The sequence below is a fragment of the Pseudomonas sp. RIT-PI-AD genome (genome assembly GCF_025642785.1).
Lineage (GTDB): Bacteria > Pseudomonadota > Gammaproteobacteria > Pseudomonadales > Pseudomonadaceae > Pseudomonas_T.
Map to the genome: position 1 here is coordinate 74,810 of NZ_JANZKU010000001.1, position 16,559 is coordinate 91,368.

The 16,559-nt window shown below is 67.0% G+C and carries 15 protein-coding genes; 4 read left to right on the forward strand and 11 right to left on the reverse strand.

The genetic code is table 11. The annotated features are described in order from the left end of the window. The first annotated feature begins 6 nt into the window (after nucleotides 1-6). The gene (locus OGL92_RS00365; RefSeq protein ID WP_263138637.1) at nucleotides 7-1,173 is read left to right on the forward strand and encodes a patatin-like phospholipase family protein; all 1,167 of its coding nucleotides are present in this window, start codon (nucleotides 7-9) and stop codon (nucleotides 1,171-1,173) included. Nucleotides 1,174-1,204: 31 nt separating this feature from the next. Here OGL92_RS00365 and OGL92_RS00370 read toward each other — a convergent pair whose 3' ends face one another. The 8 genes from OGL92_RS00370 to OGL92_RS00405 all read right to left on the reverse strand — a co-directional run bounded on the left by OGL92_RS00370 (nucleotide 1,205) and on the right by OGL92_RS00405 (nucleotide 9,860). After that, nucleotides 1,205-1,531: a DUF3325 domain-containing protein gene (locus OGL92_RS00370; protein WP_263138644.1), complete on the reverse strand. Its 327-nt coding sequence runs from the start codon at nucleotides 1,529-1,531 to the stop codon at nucleotides 1,205-1,207. Then, nucleotides 1,528-3,138 carry a PepSY-associated TM helix domain-containing protein gene (locus tag OGL92_RS00375; protein WP_263138649.1) on the reverse strand — a complete coding sequence of 537 codons (1,611 nt, stop codon included), beginning with the start codon at nucleotides 3,136-3,138 and terminating at the stop codon, nucleotides 1,528-1,530. Before OGL92_RS00375 ends, OGL92_RS00370 begins: the two co-directional genes overlap by 4 nt. After that, a complete protein-coding gene (locus OGL92_RS00380) occupies nucleotides 3,135-3,437 on the reverse strand; it encodes a DUF3649 domain-containing protein (RefSeq protein WP_263138652.1) in 303 nt (100 codons plus the stop codon). Before OGL92_RS00380 ends, OGL92_RS00375 begins: the two co-directional genes overlap by 4 nt. Before the next feature lie 320 nt (nucleotides 3,438-3,757). Beyond that, nucleotides 3,758-4,615 carry a pirin family protein gene (locus OGL92_RS00385; protein WP_263138657.1) on the reverse strand — a complete coding sequence of 286 codons (858 nt, stop codon included), beginning with the start codon at nucleotides 4,613-4,615 and terminating at the stop codon, nucleotides 3,758-3,760. 75 nt (nucleotides 4,616-4,690) lie between these two features. After that, nucleotides 4,691-6,259, reverse strand: a complete 1,569-nt coding sequence (gene glpD, locus OGL92_RS00390; protein ID WP_263138659.1) for a glycerol-3-phosphate dehydrogenase — start codon at nucleotides 6,257-6,259, stop codon at nucleotides 4,691-4,693. A 324-nt stretch (nucleotides 6,260-6,583) separates the two neighbouring features. Then, nucleotides 6,584-7,339, reverse strand: coding sequence for a DeoR/GlpR family transcriptional regulator (locus OGL92_RS00395; RefSeq protein WP_263138662.1), 756 nt, complete (start codon nucleotides 7,337-7,339; stop codon nucleotides 6,584-6,586). A 129-nt stretch (nucleotides 7,340-7,468) separates the two neighbouring features. Next, on the reverse strand, nucleotides 7,469-8,986 hold the full coding sequence (glpK, locus tag OGL92_RS00400; RefSeq protein WP_263138664.1) for a glycerol kinase GlpK: 1,518 nt from the start codon (nucleotides 8,984-8,986) through the stop codon (nucleotides 7,469-7,471). Between the two features lie 28 nt (nucleotides 8,987-9,014). Beyond that, nucleotides 9,015-9,860 carry an MIP/aquaporin family protein gene (locus OGL92_RS00405; RefSeq protein ID WP_263138667.1) on the reverse strand — a complete coding sequence of 282 codons (846 nt, stop codon included), beginning with the start codon at nucleotides 9,858-9,860 and terminating at the stop codon, nucleotides 9,015-9,017. 272 nt (nucleotides 9,861-10,132) lie between these two features. On the opposite strand from OGL92_RS00405, the gene ybaK reads away from it, so the two are divergent. The 3 genes from ybaK (at nucleotide 10,133) to OGL92_RS00420 (ending at nucleotide 13,067) form a co-directional block, all read left to right on the forward strand. Then, nucleotides 10,133-10,603: a Cys-tRNA(Pro) deacylase gene (gene ybaK, locus OGL92_RS00410; protein WP_263138674.1), complete on the forward strand. Its 471-nt coding sequence runs from the start codon at nucleotides 10,133-10,135 to the stop codon at nucleotides 10,601-10,603. A 54-nt stretch (nucleotides 10,604-10,657) separates the two neighbouring features. Then, nucleotides 10,658-12,157 carry a glycerol kinase GlpK gene (gene glpK / locus OGL92_RS00415; RefSeq protein WP_263138677.1) on the forward strand — a complete coding sequence of 500 codons (1,500 nt, stop codon included), beginning with the start codon at nucleotides 10,658-10,660 and terminating at the stop codon, nucleotides 12,155-12,157. Nucleotides 12,158-12,284: 127 nt separating this feature from the next. Continuing rightward, nucleotides 12,285-13,067: a PhzF family phenazine biosynthesis protein gene (locus OGL92_RS00420; RefSeq protein WP_263138680.1), complete on the forward strand. Its 783-nt coding sequence runs from the start codon at nucleotides 12,285-12,287 to the stop codon at nucleotides 13,065-13,067. An 18-nt stretch (nucleotides 13,068-13,085) separates the two neighbouring features. Here OGL92_RS00420 and OGL92_RS00425 read toward each other — a convergent pair whose 3' ends face one another. From OGL92_RS00425 to OGL92_RS00435, 3 genes are all read right to left on the reverse strand, one after another. Next, a complete protein-coding gene (locus OGL92_RS00425; protein ID WP_263138682.1) occupies nucleotides 13,086-14,183 on the reverse strand; it encodes an ABC transporter ATP-binding protein in 1,098 nt (365 codons plus the stop codon). Further along, nucleotides 14,180-15,097 carry an ornithine carbamoyltransferase gene (argF, locus tag OGL92_RS00430; RefSeq protein ID WP_263138683.1) on the reverse strand — a complete coding sequence of 306 codons (918 nt, stop codon included), beginning with the start codon at nucleotides 15,095-15,097 and terminating at the stop codon, nucleotides 14,180-14,182. Before argF ends, OGL92_RS00425 begins: the two co-directional genes overlap by 4 nt. A 561-nt stretch (nucleotides 15,098-15,658) precedes the next feature. Next, nucleotides 15,659-16,354: a hypothetical protein gene (locus OGL92_RS00435; protein ID WP_263138686.1), complete on the reverse strand. Its 696-nt coding sequence runs from the start codon at nucleotides 16,352-16,354 to the stop codon at nucleotides 15,659-15,661. Nucleotides 16,355-16,559: the final 205 nt, after the last annotated feature.

The following is a 16,559-nucleotide window of genomic DNA, read 5'->3' on the forward strand; positions in this document are numbered from 1 at the left end:
CGACCCATGACCGAAGCCGTTCCCACCGACTCGCCCGTCACCGGGCTGATCCTTTCCGGCGGCGGCGCCCGGGCGGCCTATCAGGTCGGCGTGCTGGCGGCGATCGCCGACCTCCTGCCGAACGCTGCGCGCAACCCGTTCCCGGTGATCGTCGGCACCTCGGCGGGGGCCATCAACGCGGTGGGGCTGGCCTGCGGCGCCCTGCACTTCGGCGAGGCGATCCGCCGGCTGACCCAGGTGTGGCAGGGTTTCCATACCGCCCAGGTGTACCGCAGCGACTGGGCGGGGGTCGCGCGGCAAAGCGGGCGTTTCATCGGCCAGGGGCTGTTCGGTCTCGGACGCAGCGACCCCGTCGCCTTGCTGGACAACCAGCCCCTGCGCGGCCTGCTCGAGCGCGAACTGGACTTCTCGGGAATCGCCGCGGCGGTGCGCATGCGTCAGCTGCGCGCGGTGGCGGTCACCGCGTTCGGCTACGAGTCCGGGCAGGCGGTGACCTTCTACCAGGGCCGGGCGACCATCGATCCCTGGTTCCGCCATCGCCGCGTCGGCGTGCCCACCCGCCTCGGTGTGCCTCACCTGATGGCCAGCTCGGCGATCCCGTTGATCTTTCCGGCGGAGAAGCTGCAGCGCGAGTATTTCGGCGACGGCGCGGTGCGCCAGTCCGCGCCGATCAGCCCGGCGCTGCACCTGGGCGCCAACCGGGTGCTGGTGGTCGGGGTGAGCGGCAACAGCCGCAACGGCGCCGACGGCGCGGTGCGCGCGCGGACCGGCCGGCCGCCGACCCTGGCGCAGATCGGCGGCCACATGCTCAACAGCACTTTCGTCGATAACCTGGAGACCGATATCGAGATTCTCGAACGGGTCAACCAGATGAGCCTGGCGATTCCCCAGGAGCGGCGTTCGCGCGGCCTGGGCAGTAAGCCGGTGGAGGTACTGATCGTATCGCCGAGCCAGCCGCTGGACGTGATCGCCGCCCGCCATCGCCGCGAAATGCCCCGCGCCCTGCGGCTGTTCCTGCGCGGCCCGGGGGCGACCAAGGCGAGCGGGGCGGGCGTGCTCAGCTACCTGCTGTTCGAGCCGGGCTACTGCAACGAACTGATCGAGCTGGGCTACCAGGACGCCATGGCGCGCAAGTCGGCGCTCCTGGATTTCCTCGACGTCCGCGAGAGCTGAGGCGCGTCCGCCTCAAGGCGCGGGCAAGTCTTCAGGCAAATGGCAGGAGCGCCAGGCTGAGCAGCGGTGCGCCGATCGCCAGGCCGACGCACAAGCGTGCCGCATAGGGGTGCAGCAGGACCAGCAGCAGCCCGGCGGCCACCAGCAGGCCGACCCACAGCACGCTGCCGAGCGGCGCGCCGCGTGCCATCACGCAAAGCGTGAATGACAGCGCCAGCGCCAGCCCGCCGATGCCGCGCAGCAGGCGCGCGCGCCGGGCGCTCGGCGGGGCTCCGAAGGTATCGCTGTGGTGACGGTTCATCGCCAGGCACAGCGCGCAGTAGCCGGCATAGGCCAGGCTCAGGGCGAGCAGGATCATCCGTGTCGCTCCGTGGCCAGGGTCGGCTCGTCGCCGATGTCCAGCTCCCGTGGGCGCGGCCCCGGTGCCGGCTTGGCCGGCCGTTGCGTGCGAGCCGGCTTGACCGCCGGACGATGGCGCGCGACCTTCCAGGCCAGCCAACCGAGCAGGGTGCCCAGGCCGAGGCAGGCCAGGTCGAAGCCACTCAACAGCCAGTCTGCGTAGGCCCAGCCCCTTGGCCAGGACGTTTGCCCGAGCGCGGCATCGAGGAACGGCAGGCTGAACAGCAGCGCCGCGCCCAGTGCCAGTTGTTCGACCCAGGCGCGCCGGTGTCCGCGCGCCAGCGGGTGCAGCAACGCCAGGGTCCAGGTGATGAAGAACACATGGACCTCCCAGGCGTCTCGCTCGGCGAGTCCCGCCGGCAGCAGCCGATTGGCCCACAGGTAGCTGGTCATGGCCAGCGGGAGCCCGGCGAGGAAGCCGACGTTGAGCACCTGCACCAGGCGCAGCCCCCTCGGCACGCTGGCTTGCTTGCCCGCCTGGGCGGCTCGCTTCACCACCCAGAGCACCAGGCCGCTGGCGATCATGAAGCAACCGGACAGGCCGCAGACGAAGTACAGCCAGCGCAGCGCCGGCTCGGCGAAACGCCCCATGTGCAGGCCGTAGAGGACGTGATAGACCTGCGCCGCCGGTTGTGGCGCGCGGACTTCCTCGACCAGCCTGCCATCGGTATCGAACACCAGCCGAGCACCCATGCGGCTGAGCCGGTCACGGTCCGCGCCGACGACCTCGATGCGCGCATTGGCGTCCCCCGGGTTGTGGATGACCAGGCTGCCCGCCGGCGCGCCGTTCCAGCGCTCCCGGGCCTGCTCGAGCAGCGGGGCGAGCGCCGGCAACGCGGCGCCGGTGCCGCTGCGGGGAATCTCCTGGACCCGAGGCGCTATCTCGTTGAACAGCTTGAGGCGTTCATCGCCGTACTGCGCCAGCATCGGCCAGGGCATATAGATGTGCATCAGCATGACCAGGCCGCTGAAGGTGATCAGCAGGTGGAACGGCAGCGACAGCACGGCCGACAGGTTATGGCCATCGAGCCAGGAGCGTTGGCCCTTGCGCGGGCGCAGGGTGAAGAAGTCCTTGAAGATCTTCTTGTGGGTGACGATTCCGCTGATCAAGGCCACGAACATGAACATGCTGGCGATGCCGACGATGATCCGTCCGGTGATCGGGTTCAGGTGCCAGAGCTGGAAATGGAAGGCGTAAAAGAACTCGCCGCCGTGGGTGGGCTTGCCCTGCAGTTCGTCGCCGCTGGCCGGATCGAGGGTGGCGCTGCCGAAGCGCCGGCCCTGGCCTCCCGGCCAGAAGGCCTCGACCGTCGGCCGGCGCGCGTCCGGCAGGGCGAGCGTCCAGCTCGGCGCGTCCGGCGCGAGGCGCTGCATCTGCGCGATCACCCGCTCCAGGGATAACCGGTCGGCCTCCAGGGCATGCCGCTCGGTATGCATCCAGTGGTCGATTTCTTCCTTGAAGTAGCTGACCGAACCCGTCAGGAAAATGGCGAACAGCAGCCAGCCCAGCACCAGCCCGGTCCAGGTATGCAGCCAGGCCATGGATTGGCGGAACCCCCCCTTCATGCCGAGGCCCCCTGTTTCGCCAGCCAGGCGAGGGCGCCGAGCAGGGCCGCCGGCACGCCGATCCCGATCCAGGCGGACAGCGCCGTCCGGCAGGCGAACGCCCACAGGGCCGCGCAGCAATAGACCAGGAAGCTCGCCATGGTCCCGACCAGCACCGCTTCGGAGCGGGCCAGGGGCAACCACAGGGCCAGGCACAGGCTGCTGGCGGTGGCCAGGGCATAACCGCCGAGGATGGCCGCCAGGCTGCGCGAGGCGACCGCCAGGCGATAGCGCAAGGGAAGCGAGGCCGCGGCCTTCATCGTCTTGCCTCGCGCATCGCCGGGAATCGCCGCGCCCGCGTAGCGCCTGGATGCCCATGCCTCCGCGCATCCAGTAGGTGCCGAGCTGACCGGGACACCCATGGCCGCGCGACGGCGCGCGGGTCGAGGGATCGCTCGGGACATGGTCCGCCGGGCGTCTGGCATCCGCACACACGGATGGGACGACTCACGGCTATCGCGTGGGAGACGCACAGCAGGGTTTCGCGTTCCTTGAACATCGCCGGATCAGTCAGGTGAAAGGGCGGTCAATCTATCCTGTATGAGACTTATTCTCAATAATGGGCGGGTATTTCCTCCGCTCAGCCGGTCAGTTGACCGGCGCGGAAATCCCTCACGGCCTGATCGATTTCTTCGCGGGTGTTCATCACGAAGGGGCCGTACTGGACGATGGGTTCGCCGAGGGGCCTTCCCGCCAGCAACAGCACGCGTGCGCCGCCGCCACTGGCGAGCTCCAGGCTGCCGCGTTCCGCCAGCAGGGCCAGGCCACCCTTGCTCAGCACCGTTCCGTTGACTTCCAGTTCGCCCTCGAACGCGTAGAGCAACAGGCGATGCCCATCGGGAAGGCGTGGCGCGGCACGGCCGCCTGGCGGCAGGTCGAGATCGAACATCTGCGGATCGGTGTGCGGGCGCTGCACCGCGCCTGGCTGGCTGATTTCGCCGTCTTCATAGCGACCGGCGATCACCTTGACCTCCACGCCCCCAGAGGTGCGCAGCCGGGGAATTTCACTGGGATCGAAGTCGCGATAGGACGGCTCGCTCAACTTGTCCTTGCCCGGCAGGTTGAGCCAGAGCTGGAAACCGCGCATGACGCCGGCCTGCTGTTCCGGCATCTCGCTGTGGATGATGCCGCGCGCGGCGGTCATCCACTGCACGCCGCCGTCGCGCAGCAGGCCCAGGTTGCCCAGGTGGTCTTCGTGGCGCATGCGCCCTTCGAGCATGTAGGTGACGGTCTCGAAGCCGCGGTGGGGGTGCGCAGGGAAGCCCGCCACGTAGTCGTCGGGATTGGCCGAGCCGAACTCGTCGAGCATCAGGAAGGGGTCGAAGCGCCCGTCGCCGCGTTCGGCGAACACCCGGATCAGATTGACCCCCGCACCGTCGGATGCGGGGCGGCCGGTGGATTGCTGCAAGACCTGGCGGGGCGTGTCGGCGGCGTTCATGGCGATTTCCTCGTGGACGAGGCGTAGATGCTAAGCCGGAGAAGCGCCGCGATGTTCCCTGTTTTCGTATCGAAACTATCCAGCGATTCGATCGGTGCCGCGTGGCTGCTCAAGGCCCGGCGCGGACGTTTCCACGGCACGCGCACGCAGGTAGTCGGCCAGGGCTTGTCGTTCCGCGGGGGCGAGAAAGAGCCCGAGCTTGGTCCGGCGCCAGAGGATGTCGCTGGCGTCGACCGCCCATTCTTCCCGGCACAGATAATCGACTTCACGGGTGTGGAGGTCGCCGCCGAGGCATTCGCCCAGGTCGTCCAGGCTCCGCACACCGTCCAGCATCTTCCAGGTCCGGCTGCCGTAGGTCACGGCCCAACGCCGCGCCAGGGATTCCGGCAGCCAGTCGAAACGGTCGCGCAGAGCGCGCGCCAGGTCCTCTGGAGTGGTCATGCCTTCGCCGCCCGGCAGCGTCGCCTCGGCGGTCCAGGCCCGGCCCAGGGTGGGGAAATGGCTGGCGAGCAGCGCCAGCGCGGATTCGGCCAGTTTGCGGTAGGTGGTCAGCTTGCCGCCGAACACCGAAAGCAAGGGCGCGTCGCCCGTATCGCCGGACAGCGACAGGGTGTAGTCGCGGGTGATCGCCGAAGGCTCGTCGGATTCGTCGTCGCACAGCGGCCGCACCCCGGAAAAGCTGTGCAGGATGTTCGAACGGTCCAGCGGACGGGTGAAGTGTGCGTTGACCACCGCCAGCAGGTAGTCGATTTCTTCCTCGCTGATCTTCACGTCCGCGGGGTCGCCACGGTATTCGCGATCGGTGGTGCCGATCAGGGTGAAGCGCTCCAGATAGGGGATGGCGAACACGATGCGCCGATCCTCGTTCTGCAGGATATAGGCGTGCTCGCCCTCGTAGAGGCGCGGCACCACGATGTGACTGCCCTGAATCAGGCGGATGCCGTAGGGCGAGGGTTGCTTGAGGTCTTCCTTGATGAATCGCGCCACCCAGGGGCCAGCGGCGTTCACCAGCGCGCGGGCGCGGATCGAATACAGGCTGCCATCGGCCCGCTCCAGGTGGATGTGCCAGAGGCCCTTGCTGCGCCGGGCGCTGACGCAGCGGGTGCGGGTGTGCAAATGGGCGCCGTGCTCGCGGGCGGTCATGGCATTCAGCACAACCAGGCGCGCGTCGTCCACCCAGCAGTCGGCGTACTCGAAACCCTGGCGGATCTCCGGCTTGAGCGGCGAGGCCAGGTCGAAGCGCAGGCCCCGGGAGGCTTTCAACTGCTTGCGTTTGCCGAGGTTGTCGTAGAGGAACAGCCCGGCGCGGATCATCCAGGCGGGACGCAGGTGCGGCCGGTGCGGTAGGACGAAACGCATCGGCTTGACGATGTGCGGCGCCTTGGCGAGCAGCACCTCGCGCTCCGCCAGCGCTTCGCGCACCAGGCGGAATTCGTAATGTTCGAGGTAGCGCAGGCCACCATGGATCAGCTTGCTGCTGGCGGAAGACGTGTGCTGCGCGAGGTCGTCCTTTTCGCAAAGGAACACCGACAATCCTCGTCCGGCAGCGTCCGCGGCGATCCCGACGCCGTTGATCCCGCCGCCGATCACGGCGAGATCGTAGACTTCGGCGAGGGGGGCGGAGGCATGCGCGGTTGGATTCATGGCGAGTGACCTGCAATCGAAAGTGAACGGAATAAGTTCGAATTCGAAAATAGCATAGGCGAAAGCAAGGTTATTGGCCAGCATGGAATACCATCTCCGGCCGCGGCGTTGAGCAGGGCTCGGTACTGGGATACGGGCGTTGCCCGGGCAGTCCACGGCGCTCCCACGGCGTGGCTTCGTAATACGCGGCGGGCATCGAGGTGGCGACGTGGGTATTCCGCTCACCCGGGCAGCGGCGCGCCTCCAGCGTTGCCGAACGCGCGTAATTCGGAGCTGGGGAGTGGGTGGCTGGCCGCCGCTCGGAAGCCGTGCCAGGCCCAGGCGTCAGACCAGGTCGAGGTGGACCTTGTGCTGGGCCATCAGGTGCGCCACCGAGGGCGGCGGCGGGCTGTCGCTGAACACCCGGTTGACCAGGGTGATGGAGCCCAGGCGCACCAGGGCGTTACGGCCGAACTTGCTGGAGTCGGCGGCGAGGAAGACCTGTCGGGCGTTGTCGATGATCGCCCGGGAGACCCGTACTTCCTGGTAGTCGAAGTCGAGCAGGCTGCCGTCCTCGTCGATGCCGCTGATGCCCACCAGGGCGAAGTCGGCGCGGAACTGCTGGATGAAATCCACCGCGGCCTGGCCGACGATGCCGCCGTCTACCCGTACCGTGCCTCCCGCCACCAGCACCTCGAAGTCCTCCTTGGCGCTGAGGATGGTCGCCACGTGCAGGTCGTTGGTGATGATCTTCAGGTTGCGGTGATTGAGCAGGGCGCGGGCGATGGCCTCGGTGGTGGTGCCGATGTTGATGAACAGCGAGGCATCGTCCGGTACCAGGCCGGCGATGGCTTCGGCGATGCGTTGCTTCTCGTCGCGCATCTGGTCGGCGCGCATGGTGTAAGCGGTGTTTTCGATGCTCGAATCGTAGGCAGCACCGCCGTGGTAACGGCGCAGGCGGCCTTGCTCGGCGAGCTGGTTGATGTCGCGGCGGATCGTCTGCGGGGTGACCGCGAACATCTGCGCCATCTCTTCGATGCTCAGGTAGCCGCGTTCCCGCACCTCTTCGATGATGCTTTGCTGGCGTGGGGGCAGATTCATTGATCGCTCTCGTGCTGCGGGGCCGGGGACCCGAAAGTCCCCAAGCATGCCGCACGTGGCCTATCCCTGTCAGCCGGCGAGGTCGATCGAGCCCTGCCGGCGAGCGCGTACCGCAGCGGCCGGCGAGCCTCAGTCGTCGGTGTCTTCCCAGCCGCGGGTGCGCTCCACGGCCTTCTTCCAGCCCGCGTAGCGCTTCTCGCGCTGGGCCTCGTCGCATTGCGGTTCGAAGACCCGCTCGATCACCGACTTGCGCTTCAGCTCGTCCAGGCTGCTCCAGAAGCCGCTGGCCAGGCCGGCCAAATAGGCGGCGCCGAGGGCGGTGGTCTCGCGCATTTCCGGGCGTTCGACCTGGGTGCCGAGCAGGTCGGCCTGGAACTGCATGAGGAAGTTGTTCGCCACCGCGCCGCCGTCCACCCGCAGCGCGCGCAGGCGTTCGCCGGCATCCTGCTGCATGGCGTCGAGCACGTCGCGGGTCTGGTAGGCGATGGATTCCAAGGTGGCGCGGATTAGGTGATCCACCTTGACCCCGCGGGTCAGGCCGAAGACCGCGCCGCGGGCGTAGGGGTCCCAGTAGGGCGCGCCGAGGCCGGTGAAGGCCGGCACCAGGTAGACGCCGTTGCTGTCCTTGACCTTGGTGGCGAAGTATTCGGAATCGAAGGAATCGTTGATCACCTTCAGCTCGTCGCGCAGCCATTGCACCGTCGAGCCGCCATTGAACACCGCCCCTTCGAGGGCGTAGCCGACTTCGCCGCGCGGGCCGCAGGCGAGGGTGGTGAGCAGGCCGTGGGTGGATTTCACCGCCTTGTCGCCGGTGTGCATCAGCAGGAAACAGCCGGTGCCGTAAGTGTTCTTGGCCTGGCCGGGCTCGACGCACATCTGCCCGAACAGGGCGGCCTGCTGGTCGCCGGCGATCCCGGCGATGGGGATTTCGCCGCCGCCGACACCGCCGAGGCTGGCGTAGCCATAGACCTCCGACGAGGAGCGAACGCTCGGCAGCAGCTCCCGCGGGATGTCCAGCACCTGCAGCATGCGCTTGTCCCAATCCAGGGTATGGATGTTGAACAGCAGGGTGCGCGAGGCATTGGTGTAGTCGGTGACGTGGACCTTGCCCTCGGTGAGTTTCCAGATCAGCCAGCTGTCGATGGTGCCGAACAGCAGCTCGCCGCGGCGGGCGCGTTCGCGGCTGCCTTCGACCCGGTCGAGGATCCACTTCAGCTTGGTGCCGGAGAAGTAGGGGTCGATGACCAGCCCGGTGGTGTCGCGGATGTAGTCTTCCAGGCCGTCGCGCTTGAGCTGTTCGCAGATCGAGGCGCTGCGCCGGCATTGCCAGACGATGGCGTTGTGGATGGGCCGCCCGCTCTGCTTGTCCCAGACCAGGGTGGTTTCGCGCTGGTTGGTGATGCCGATGGCGGCGACTTCTTCATGGCCGATGTTGGCCTGGGCGAGGGCTTCCACCATCACCGAGCTCTGCGTGGCCCAGATTTCCATCGGGTCGTGCTCGACCCAGCCGGCCTGGGGGTAGAACTGGGCGAATTCACGTTGGGCCTGGCTGACCACGCTGGCGTCGCGATCGAAAACGATGGCGCGCGAACTGGTGGTGCCCTGGTCCAGGGCGACGATGTATTTCTTCTTGTGGATGTCGGTCATGGCAGGAGCCTTTTGGCAGGTAAGGGCTTCAGGAGGCTTGCACGTTGCTGGCGGGCGCGGTTTCCGCGACCGCGCCGACGGCGGCGCCCGGCAAGTGGCGGGCGATCAGCACACGATAGCCGCCGGCGCCCAGGCAAGCGCCGAGGATCGGCGCGAAGATCGGGATCAGGAAATACGGGACGTCACGGCCACCGGTGAAGGCGATGGGCCCCCAGCCGGCCAGGTAGGTCATCAGCTTGGGACCGAAGTCCCGCGCCGGGTTCATCGCGAAACCGGTCAGCGGGCCCATGGCGCTGCCGATCACCGCGATCAGCAAGCCGATCAGCAGGGGCGCCAGCGGACCGCTGGGCAAGCCGTTGTCGTCGTCGGTCAGGGCCATGATCACCGCCATCAGGATCGCCGTGATCACGGTCTCCACCAGGAACGCCTGGCCCACGGACAGCGCGGGGTGCGGGTAGGTGGAGAACACCGCCGCCAGCCCCAGGCTGGCCTCGCTGCCGCGAACGAGATGCTGGGCATGTTCGTATTCGAAGAACAGGCTGCTGTAGAGGGTGTACACCAGCGCCGCGGCGCAGAACGCGCCCGCCACCTGGGCGAGGATGTAAAAGGGCAGCTTGCGCCCTTCGAAACCGGCGAACAGGCACAGGGCGATGCTCACCGCCGGGTTCAGGTGGGCGCCGGAGACGCCCGCGCTGAGGTAGATCGCCATGCTTACGCCCACCCCCCAGATGATGCTGATCTCCCACAGGCCGAAGCTGGCGCCGGCGACCTTGAGCGCCGCGACGCAGCCGGTGCCGAAGAAGATCAACAGGGCGGTGCCGAGGAATTCGGCCAGGCATTGGCCCATCAAGGACGAAGGGGTGGCAGTGGTCATGGGGGGCTCTCTTGGTCTGTTCTTGTATTTATGGCGGGTAGCCGTAAGATTGTTCGCATTCGAAAAAATATAGTCATAAAGGAATGCTGTCAAAGCGCGAAGGTGAACGCTCATCCGAAACACGACCCCCGGGTTGCGGCCGATCGCCGACCGGACGGCCAGTCAGATGGCGACGACCTCCTGCGCGACGACCCGGCGGCCCACGCCATGCGTTCGCCCTGGCGATGATTTAAGGTGAGCGCCTGCCCGGAATGAGCCTTTAGGAGCGACCCATGACCCCGGCCATCGACCTGTTGAAAAAAGCCCGTGCCGCGCACCGGGTGCACAGCTACAGCCACGACCCCAAGGCGCCTTCCTATGGCCTGGAGGCGGCGGAGAAGCTCGGCCTGGACCCGGCACGGGTGTTCAAGACGCTGTTGGCGGCATCGGAAAAGGGCGAGCTGCTGGTCGCGGTCGTGCCGGTGGCCGGGACCCTCGACCTGAAGGCCCTGGCCCAGGCGGCGGGCGTAAAGAAGGCCGACATGGCCGACCCGCAGATCGCCCAGCGCGCCACCGGCTACCTGGTGGGCGGCATCAGTCCCCTGGGACAGAAGAAACGCCTGCGCACCTTCATCGACGCGTCAGCTCGCCTGCACCCCAGCATCCATGTCAGTGCCGGTCGGCGCGGGCTGGAGGTGGAGCTGAGCGCCGACGTCCTGGCCGAGCACACCCAGGCGCGCTTCGCCGCCATCGGTCGCGAATGAATCCACCCCGGAGCTGATCCGGTCGTCCTCCTACTCCTACCTGTCGGAAACCACATGTCCCACCATTTGCTCGCCATCGACCAGGGCACCACCAGCTCCCGCGCCATCCTGTTCAACGCCCAGGGGTTGCCCGTGGCCAGGAGCCAGCGGGAATTCAAGCAGTACTTCCCCAACGACGGCTGGGTCGAGCACGATGGCGAGGAAATCTGGCAGAGCACCCTGGCGGTCTGCCGCGACGCGCTGGCGCAGCAGGGGCTGAGCGCCGGCGACGTCGCCGCCATCGGCATCACCAACCAGCGCGAGACCACCCTGGTCTGGGACGCCGGCAGCGGCGAGCTGATCCACCGGGCGATCGTCTGGCAGGACCGGCGCACCGCTGACTATTGCGCCGAACTGAAAGCCGCCGGACACGAGGCGCAGGTCAGCGCCAAGACCGGCCTGCTCATCGACCCCTACTTCTCGGCGACCAAATTGCGCTGGATCCTGCAGAACGTGCCCGGGGCCCGCGAGCGGGCGGAGCGCGGCGAGCTGCGCTTCGGCACGGTCGACAGCTTCCTGCTCTGGCGCCTCACCGGTGGTCGCTCCCACCGTACCGATGCCACCAACGCCTCGCGCACCCTGCTGTTCAACATCCATACCCAGGCATGGGACGACGAATTGCTGGCGCTCTTCGAGATTCCGCGCAGCCTGCTGCCGGAGGTGCTCGATTGCGCGGCCGACTTCGGGATCACCGAGAAGGCCCTGCTCGGCGCCGCCATCCCGGTGCTCGGCATGGCCGGCGACCAGCAGGCGGCCCTGGTCGGCCAGGCCTGCTTCCATCCGGGCATGATCAAGAGCACCTACGGCACCGGCTGCTTCATGATCCAGAACACCGGGGAAACCCCGGTGGTGTCGAAGAACCGCCTGCTCACCACCGTCGGATACCGGCTCGGGGGCCGGGTCGCCTACGCGGTGGAGGGCAGCATCTTCGTCGCCGGCGCGGCGGTGCAATGGCTGCGCGACGGCGTCAAGCTGATCAACCATGCCCGCGAGACCGAGGCCCTGGCCGAGCAGACCGGGCACGCCTGCGGCGTCTACCTGGTGCCGGCGTTCACCGGCCTGGGTGCGCCCTACTGGGACCCCAAGGCACGCGGCGCGATCTTCGGCCTGACCCGCGACACCGGGATCAAGGAAATCGTCACCGCCGGGCTGCAATCGGTCTGCTACCAGACCCGCGACCTGCTCGAGGCCATGCGCCAGGACGGCGCGGTACCGCCCCGTTCGCTGCGGGTGGACGGTGGCATGGTGGAGAACAACTGGGTGATGCAATTCCTCGCCGACATCCTCGGCGTGACCGTCGAGCGTCCGGAGATCACCGAAACCACCGCCCTCGGCGTGGCCTACCTGGCCGGCCTGCAAGCGGGCCTCTATCGCGACCTCGACGAGATCGCCAGCCACTGGCAGCGCCAGCAGCGCTTCCAGCCGGGCATGGATACGCCGCAACGCGATGCCCTCTACGCAGGCTGGCTGGACGCCGTGGTGCGGGTGCGCAGCGGCGATTCCGTGGCCTGCTGAACGCGTAGTAGCCGCCCCTTCGCCGACTGGGCGGCCTGCCTTGTATGGTCGTATTGCGCCACAGCTGTATGAGTGGCGCGCCTGCGCGGCAGGGCATGCTGGGCCTTCTTGTCCCCGGGAGCCCGCCATGCCTTTGGAATTCCATCAGGTCGACGCCTTCGCCGACCAGCCCTTTTCCGGCAACCCCGCGATGGTCTATCGGCTCGAGCAGTGGCTCGACGACGAGCTGATGCAGCGGATCGCCGCCGAACACAACCTGGCGGAAACCGCCTTCGTGGTCCGCGAAGAGGCCGCCTGGCGGATTCGCTGGTTCACCCCGACCACCGAAGTGCCTCTGTGCGGGCATGCCACCCTGGCGACCGCCCACGTGCTGTTCGAGGTCTATCGCGAGCCCGGCGACAGGCTCGCCTTCACCTGCCACAGCGGGACCCTCGCGGTCACCCGCGAGCACGGCCGGCTGGCGCTGGATTTTCCGGCGGCGCCGTCGCGCGTCATCGCCGAACCGGCCGGGCTGGCGCAGATGCTTGGCCAGACGCCGGTGGCGGTGCTGGATGCATCGCAACTACTGGTGGTGCTGGAGTCGGAGGACGCGGTGCGGGCGTGCGCGCCGGACCTGAAAGCCTTGGCCGGGCTGGCGTGGGATGCGGTGATCGTCACGGCCGGAGGCCGTGAGTTCGATTTCGTCTCGCGCAATTTCGCGCCCGCGTTGGGAATCGACGAGGATCCGGTGACCGGTTCGGCCCACTGCATCCTGATTCCGTATTGGGCCGAGCGGCTGGGCCGGCCGGTGCTGCAGGCCTACCAGGGCGGGCGCCGCGGTGGGCGCCTCTGGTGTCGCTTGCAGGGCGACCGGGTGAAGATCGCCGGTCACGCGGTTCTGGTCGGCAGCGGTCGCCTGCACCTCGGTTGAGGTCAGCCGGGCACCGCCTCAGGCCGCTCCCTGGCAGCGGCGCACACCGCTGGTCGAGGTCTGCTCGGCGGCCGCCTGCGCCGGATACAGCACCAGGTGGGCGGCGGCGACCCGGATGCCCACGTCCTGCCCCGGCGAGATATCGGTCTGGCTGGGGAAGATCGATTCCAGCTGGGTGCCGCTGGGCAACTGCAGGCGGTAGAGCGTGGCGGCGCCGAGGAACGTCTTGCCCACCACCCGAGCCTGCAGGCTGCTGTCCGGCGCATGCTCGATATCGTCCGGACGCAACAGCACGTCCACCGCGCTGCCGCTGGGCAGGCCATAGGCGCGATTGCCGCGAATCAGGCCGAGCTCCGTCCGCACGCTGTCCTGGTCCTGGAGCTGGCCGCGGATGAAGTAGCCCTGGCCGATGAAACTGGCCACGAAGGGCGTCTGCGGCTCGTGGTAGAGGTTGTAGGGCGTATCCCACTGCTCCAGGCGACCCTGGTTGAAGACCCCGACGTGATCGCTGACGGCGAAGGCTTCCTCCTGGTCGTGGGTCACCAGGATCGCACTGGTTCCGCGGCCTTTGAGAATGTCGCGAACCTCATGGCTGAGCCGCCGGCGCAGTTCGCCGTCGAGGTTGGAGAAGGGTTCGTCGAGCAGCAGCAGCTTCGGCTCCGGCGCCAGGGCGCGGGCCAGGGAAACCCGTTGCTGCTGGCCGCCGGACAGCTCGTGGGGGTAGCGCTGGCCGAGGCCGACGAGGTTGACCAGTTCCAGCATCTCGGCGGTGATGCGCTCGCGCTGCGGGTGCTTGCGGATGCCGAAGGCGATGTTGTCCGCCACGCTCAGGTGGGGGAACAGCGCATAGTCCTGGAACACCATGCCGATCCGGCGCTTTTCCGGCGCCAGGGTGAAACCCGGCGCGGAAAGCCGTTCCCCGGCGAGAAGGATTTCCCCTTCCTGCACCGGTTCGAAGCCGGCGATGGCGCGCAGGGTGGTGGTCTTGCCGCAGCCCGAGGAGCCGAGCAGGCAGCCGATGTCGCCGGCCTTGAGGTTGAGATTGAGGCGTTGCACCACGGTGTGCTCGTGGTAGCCGCAGGCCATGTCGCGGAGGCTCAGAAGGATATCGTTCATGCGTGAGAGGCGTGTTCGACGAGGAATTCCAGCAGCGCTTTCTGCGCATGCAGGCGATTTTCCGCTTGGTCCCAGGCTTGCGACCGGGGATCGTCCAGCAGGTCTTCGCTGATTTCCTCGCCACGGTGGGCGGGCAGACAGTGCAGGAACAGCACGTCTGGATGGGCGGCGTCCAGCAGCGCGCGATCGACCTGATAGGGCGCGAACAGTGCCAGCCGCTTGGCGGCTTCCTCTTCCTGGCCCATGGAGGTCCAGACGTCGGTGCTCACCAGGCTGGCGCCGGCGACCGCTTCGCGCGGGTCGCGGACGATACGCACGCGGCCCTCGGCGCGCTCGAGGAATGCCGCCTTGGGTTCGTAGCCCTCGGGGCAGGCGATGCGCAGTTCGAAGTCGAATTGCACCGCCGCCTCGATATAGGTGTTGCACATGTTATTGCCGTCGCCGATCCAGGCCACCGTCTTGCCGGCGATGGCGCCGCGGTGTTCCAGGTAGGTCTGCATGTCCGCCAGCAACTGGCAGGGGTGCAGGTCGTCGGAGAGGCCATTGATCACCGGCACTCGCGAATGGGCGGCGAATTCGGTGAGGGTGCTGTGGGCGAAGGTGCGGATCATCACCGCGTCGAGCATCCGCGACATGACCTTGGCGCAATCGCCGATGGGCTCGCCACGGCCGAGCTGGGTATCCCGCGGCGAAAGAAAGATCGCCTGGCCGCCGAACTGGATCATTCCGGCCTCGAAGGAAAGCCGGGTACGGGTGGAGGCCTTCTCGAAGATCATGCCCAGCACCCGGTTCCGCAGGGGTTCATAGAGCACGCCGCGGTCGCGCAGGGCTTTCAGCTCGACGCCTCGGCGGATCAGGCTGTTCAGCTCGGCGGGCGTACAGTCCATCAACGAGAGAAAATGCCTTGCGCTCATCATTCACACCTTATGTACAACGGCCGGGCTCCGGGTTTTTCGGGAAAAACGAAGGGAAGCCGCGGCAAAAAGCCGCGCGAGGCGACGAAATAGGGAAGGACGCGATCTTATAAGCAAATGTCGCGAAGGTACAAGGAGGTCCCGTTTGCCCACGTGAGGGCATGGCTAAAGCTTGCCTTTCGTTCGGCTCGCTCCGGTTGGCTTACGCCCGTTTCCACCGTCTCGGAGCCGCGCGCTCAACCGAGCGAGGCAGCATTTGTACCCTGCACCCGGACGGATTGGCAATCCGCGTCAGCTCGCATAGGCCGCCGGGATCAGACGGAAGGCGATATCACCCATCGCCCCGTCCATTTGGAATCGTTCAGTGATTGCCTTGAAGCCCAGAGGCGATAGCCCAAACACCGGGATATTCGTCGAGATCACCGGTGCGATCCTGCCGAATGAGCGCGTACCGCTCGTCGCTAGTCTGTGGAGCTGCTGACGCCAGTAGAGAGGGCTGGGTGACATCGAGGTCGCGTGAAGGCAGGGCCCGACGAGACGGGCCCTGCCACGTGCTTCTAGTTAGAAGCTGCCAGTTCGCGAGACCGACACGAAGGAACTGGAGCCCGTGCAGTTTTGATTGCGCACGGCACCATAGCTGTACCACGTGCCGGCGAAGGCGACGGACAAGACATTGCTCGTCACGGAACCGAAGTCCTCGGAATTGAGCACCGTCGTTTTGGAGTTACTGTCCGGTGCCGGATTGCCGGAACCGTAGATCGTCGACGTGGAGTAAAGCGTCACGGGCTTGGGCGCGAAGGGCCCGACCGGGGCAAAGAAGTTCTCTGTACTCAGGTTCAGGTTGCCCAGGCCCACGTGAGGATCGATATTCAGGGTCCAACCCTGGCCGCAAGCGCTAGGCCCATCTACGACGACCTTTGCCGCCTTCGAGGATTTTTGCGCCAGATCGGCTTCCAGCGCCTGGATGGTTTCTTGCACGCCATTGCCGTTCGCGGAGGCTTTGGTGGCCGCTTCTTCGTCGAGGCTGCGCAGGTATGCCAGGTACTTCTCGGCTGCGGCTTCGCCGAACCCGATCTCCGTAGAACTGCTCTCGGTCTCGAGGCGATAGGTATGAGGCTCGACCTGCACCCATTTGTCGTCGATTTGCTTGACGAACTCGTCTTCCGTTGTGATCAGCATACCGGTCGCCTGAGCGGCGCTGGCCGCGAGGAGGGCGAACGGAAGGATGGCAAACTTGAACTGATTTACTGCTTTCATTCCAGTTTCCTTGCGTGTCGAAAGATCCAAGAAGCCTTTGCTGGCTCCCACGGCCAGACCGGCCGCAAAAAGTTTTTACCAAAACCGATCGGACGACGTATGGGTACTCGGCCGGATTTGTGAGGCCTTTCAAAGAACCTGTAAGCGTCACTCATCCTCACCAGTCCCTGTTCGTCTTGGGCGGGCTGGTGGGCGTTGGGCCCGT

Excerpts from the sequence above, each read along its gene's own strand:
- OGL92_RS00420 (WP_263138680.1), top strand. The coding sequence starts at position 12,285 with ATGCCTTTGGAATTCCATCAGGTCGACGCCTTCGCCGACCAGCCCTTT.
- glpK (WP_263138677.1), top strand. The coding sequence starts at position 10,658 with ATGTCCCACCATTTGCTCGCCATCGACCAGGGCACCACCAGCTCCCGC.
- OGL92_RS00395 (WP_263138662.1), bottom strand. The coding sequence starts at position 7,339 with ATGAATCTGCCCCCACGCCAGCAAAGCATCATCGAAGAGGTGCGGGAA.
- OGL92_RS00405 (WP_263138667.1), bottom strand. The coding sequence starts at position 9,860 with ATGACCACTGCCACCCCTTCGTCCTTGATGGGCCAATGCCTGGCCGAA.
- OGL92_RS00425 (WP_263138682.1), bottom strand. The coding sequence starts at position 14,183 with ATGAACGATATCCTTCTGAGCCTCCGCGACATGGCCTGCGGCTACCAC.
- OGL92_RS00370 (WP_263138644.1), bottom strand. The coding sequence starts at position 1,531 with ATGATCCTGCTCGCCCTGAGCCTGGCCTATGCCGGCTACTGCGCGCTG.
- glpK (WP_263138664.1), bottom strand. The coding sequence starts at position 8,986 with ATGACCGACATCCACAAGAAGAAATACATCGTCGCCCTGGACCAGGGC.
- OGL92_RS00380 (WP_263138652.1), bottom strand. The coding sequence starts at position 3,437 with ATGAAGGCCGCGGCCTCGCTTCCCTTGCGCTATCGCCTGGCGGTCGCC.
- OGL92_RS00375 (WP_263138649.1), bottom strand. The coding sequence starts at position 3,138 with ATGAAGGGGGGGTTCCGCCAATCCATGGCCTGGCTGCATACCTGGACC.
- OGL92_RS00385 (WP_263138657.1), bottom strand. The coding sequence starts at position 4,615 with ATGAACGCCGCCGACACGCCCCGCCAGGTCTTGCAGCAATCCACCGGC.
- glpD (WP_263138659.1), bottom strand. The coding sequence starts at position 6,259 with ATGAATCCAACCGCGCATGCCTCCGCCCCCCTCGCCGAAGTCTACGAT.
- OGL92_RS00365 (WP_263138637.1), top strand. The coding sequence starts at position 7 with ATGACCGAAGCCGTTCCCACCGACTCGCCCGTCACCGGGCTGATCCTT.
- ybaK (WP_263138674.1), top strand. The coding sequence starts at position 10,133 with ATGACCCCGGCCATCGACCTGTTGAAAAAAGCCCGTGCCGCGCACCGG.
- OGL92_RS00435 (WP_263138686.1), bottom strand. The coding sequence starts at position 16,354 with ATGAAAGCAGTAAATCAGTTCAAGTTTGCCATCCTTCCGTTCGCCCTC.
- argF (WP_263138683.1), bottom strand. The coding sequence starts at position 15,097 with ATGAGCGCAAGGCATTTTCTCTCGTTGATGGACTGTACGCCCGCCGAG.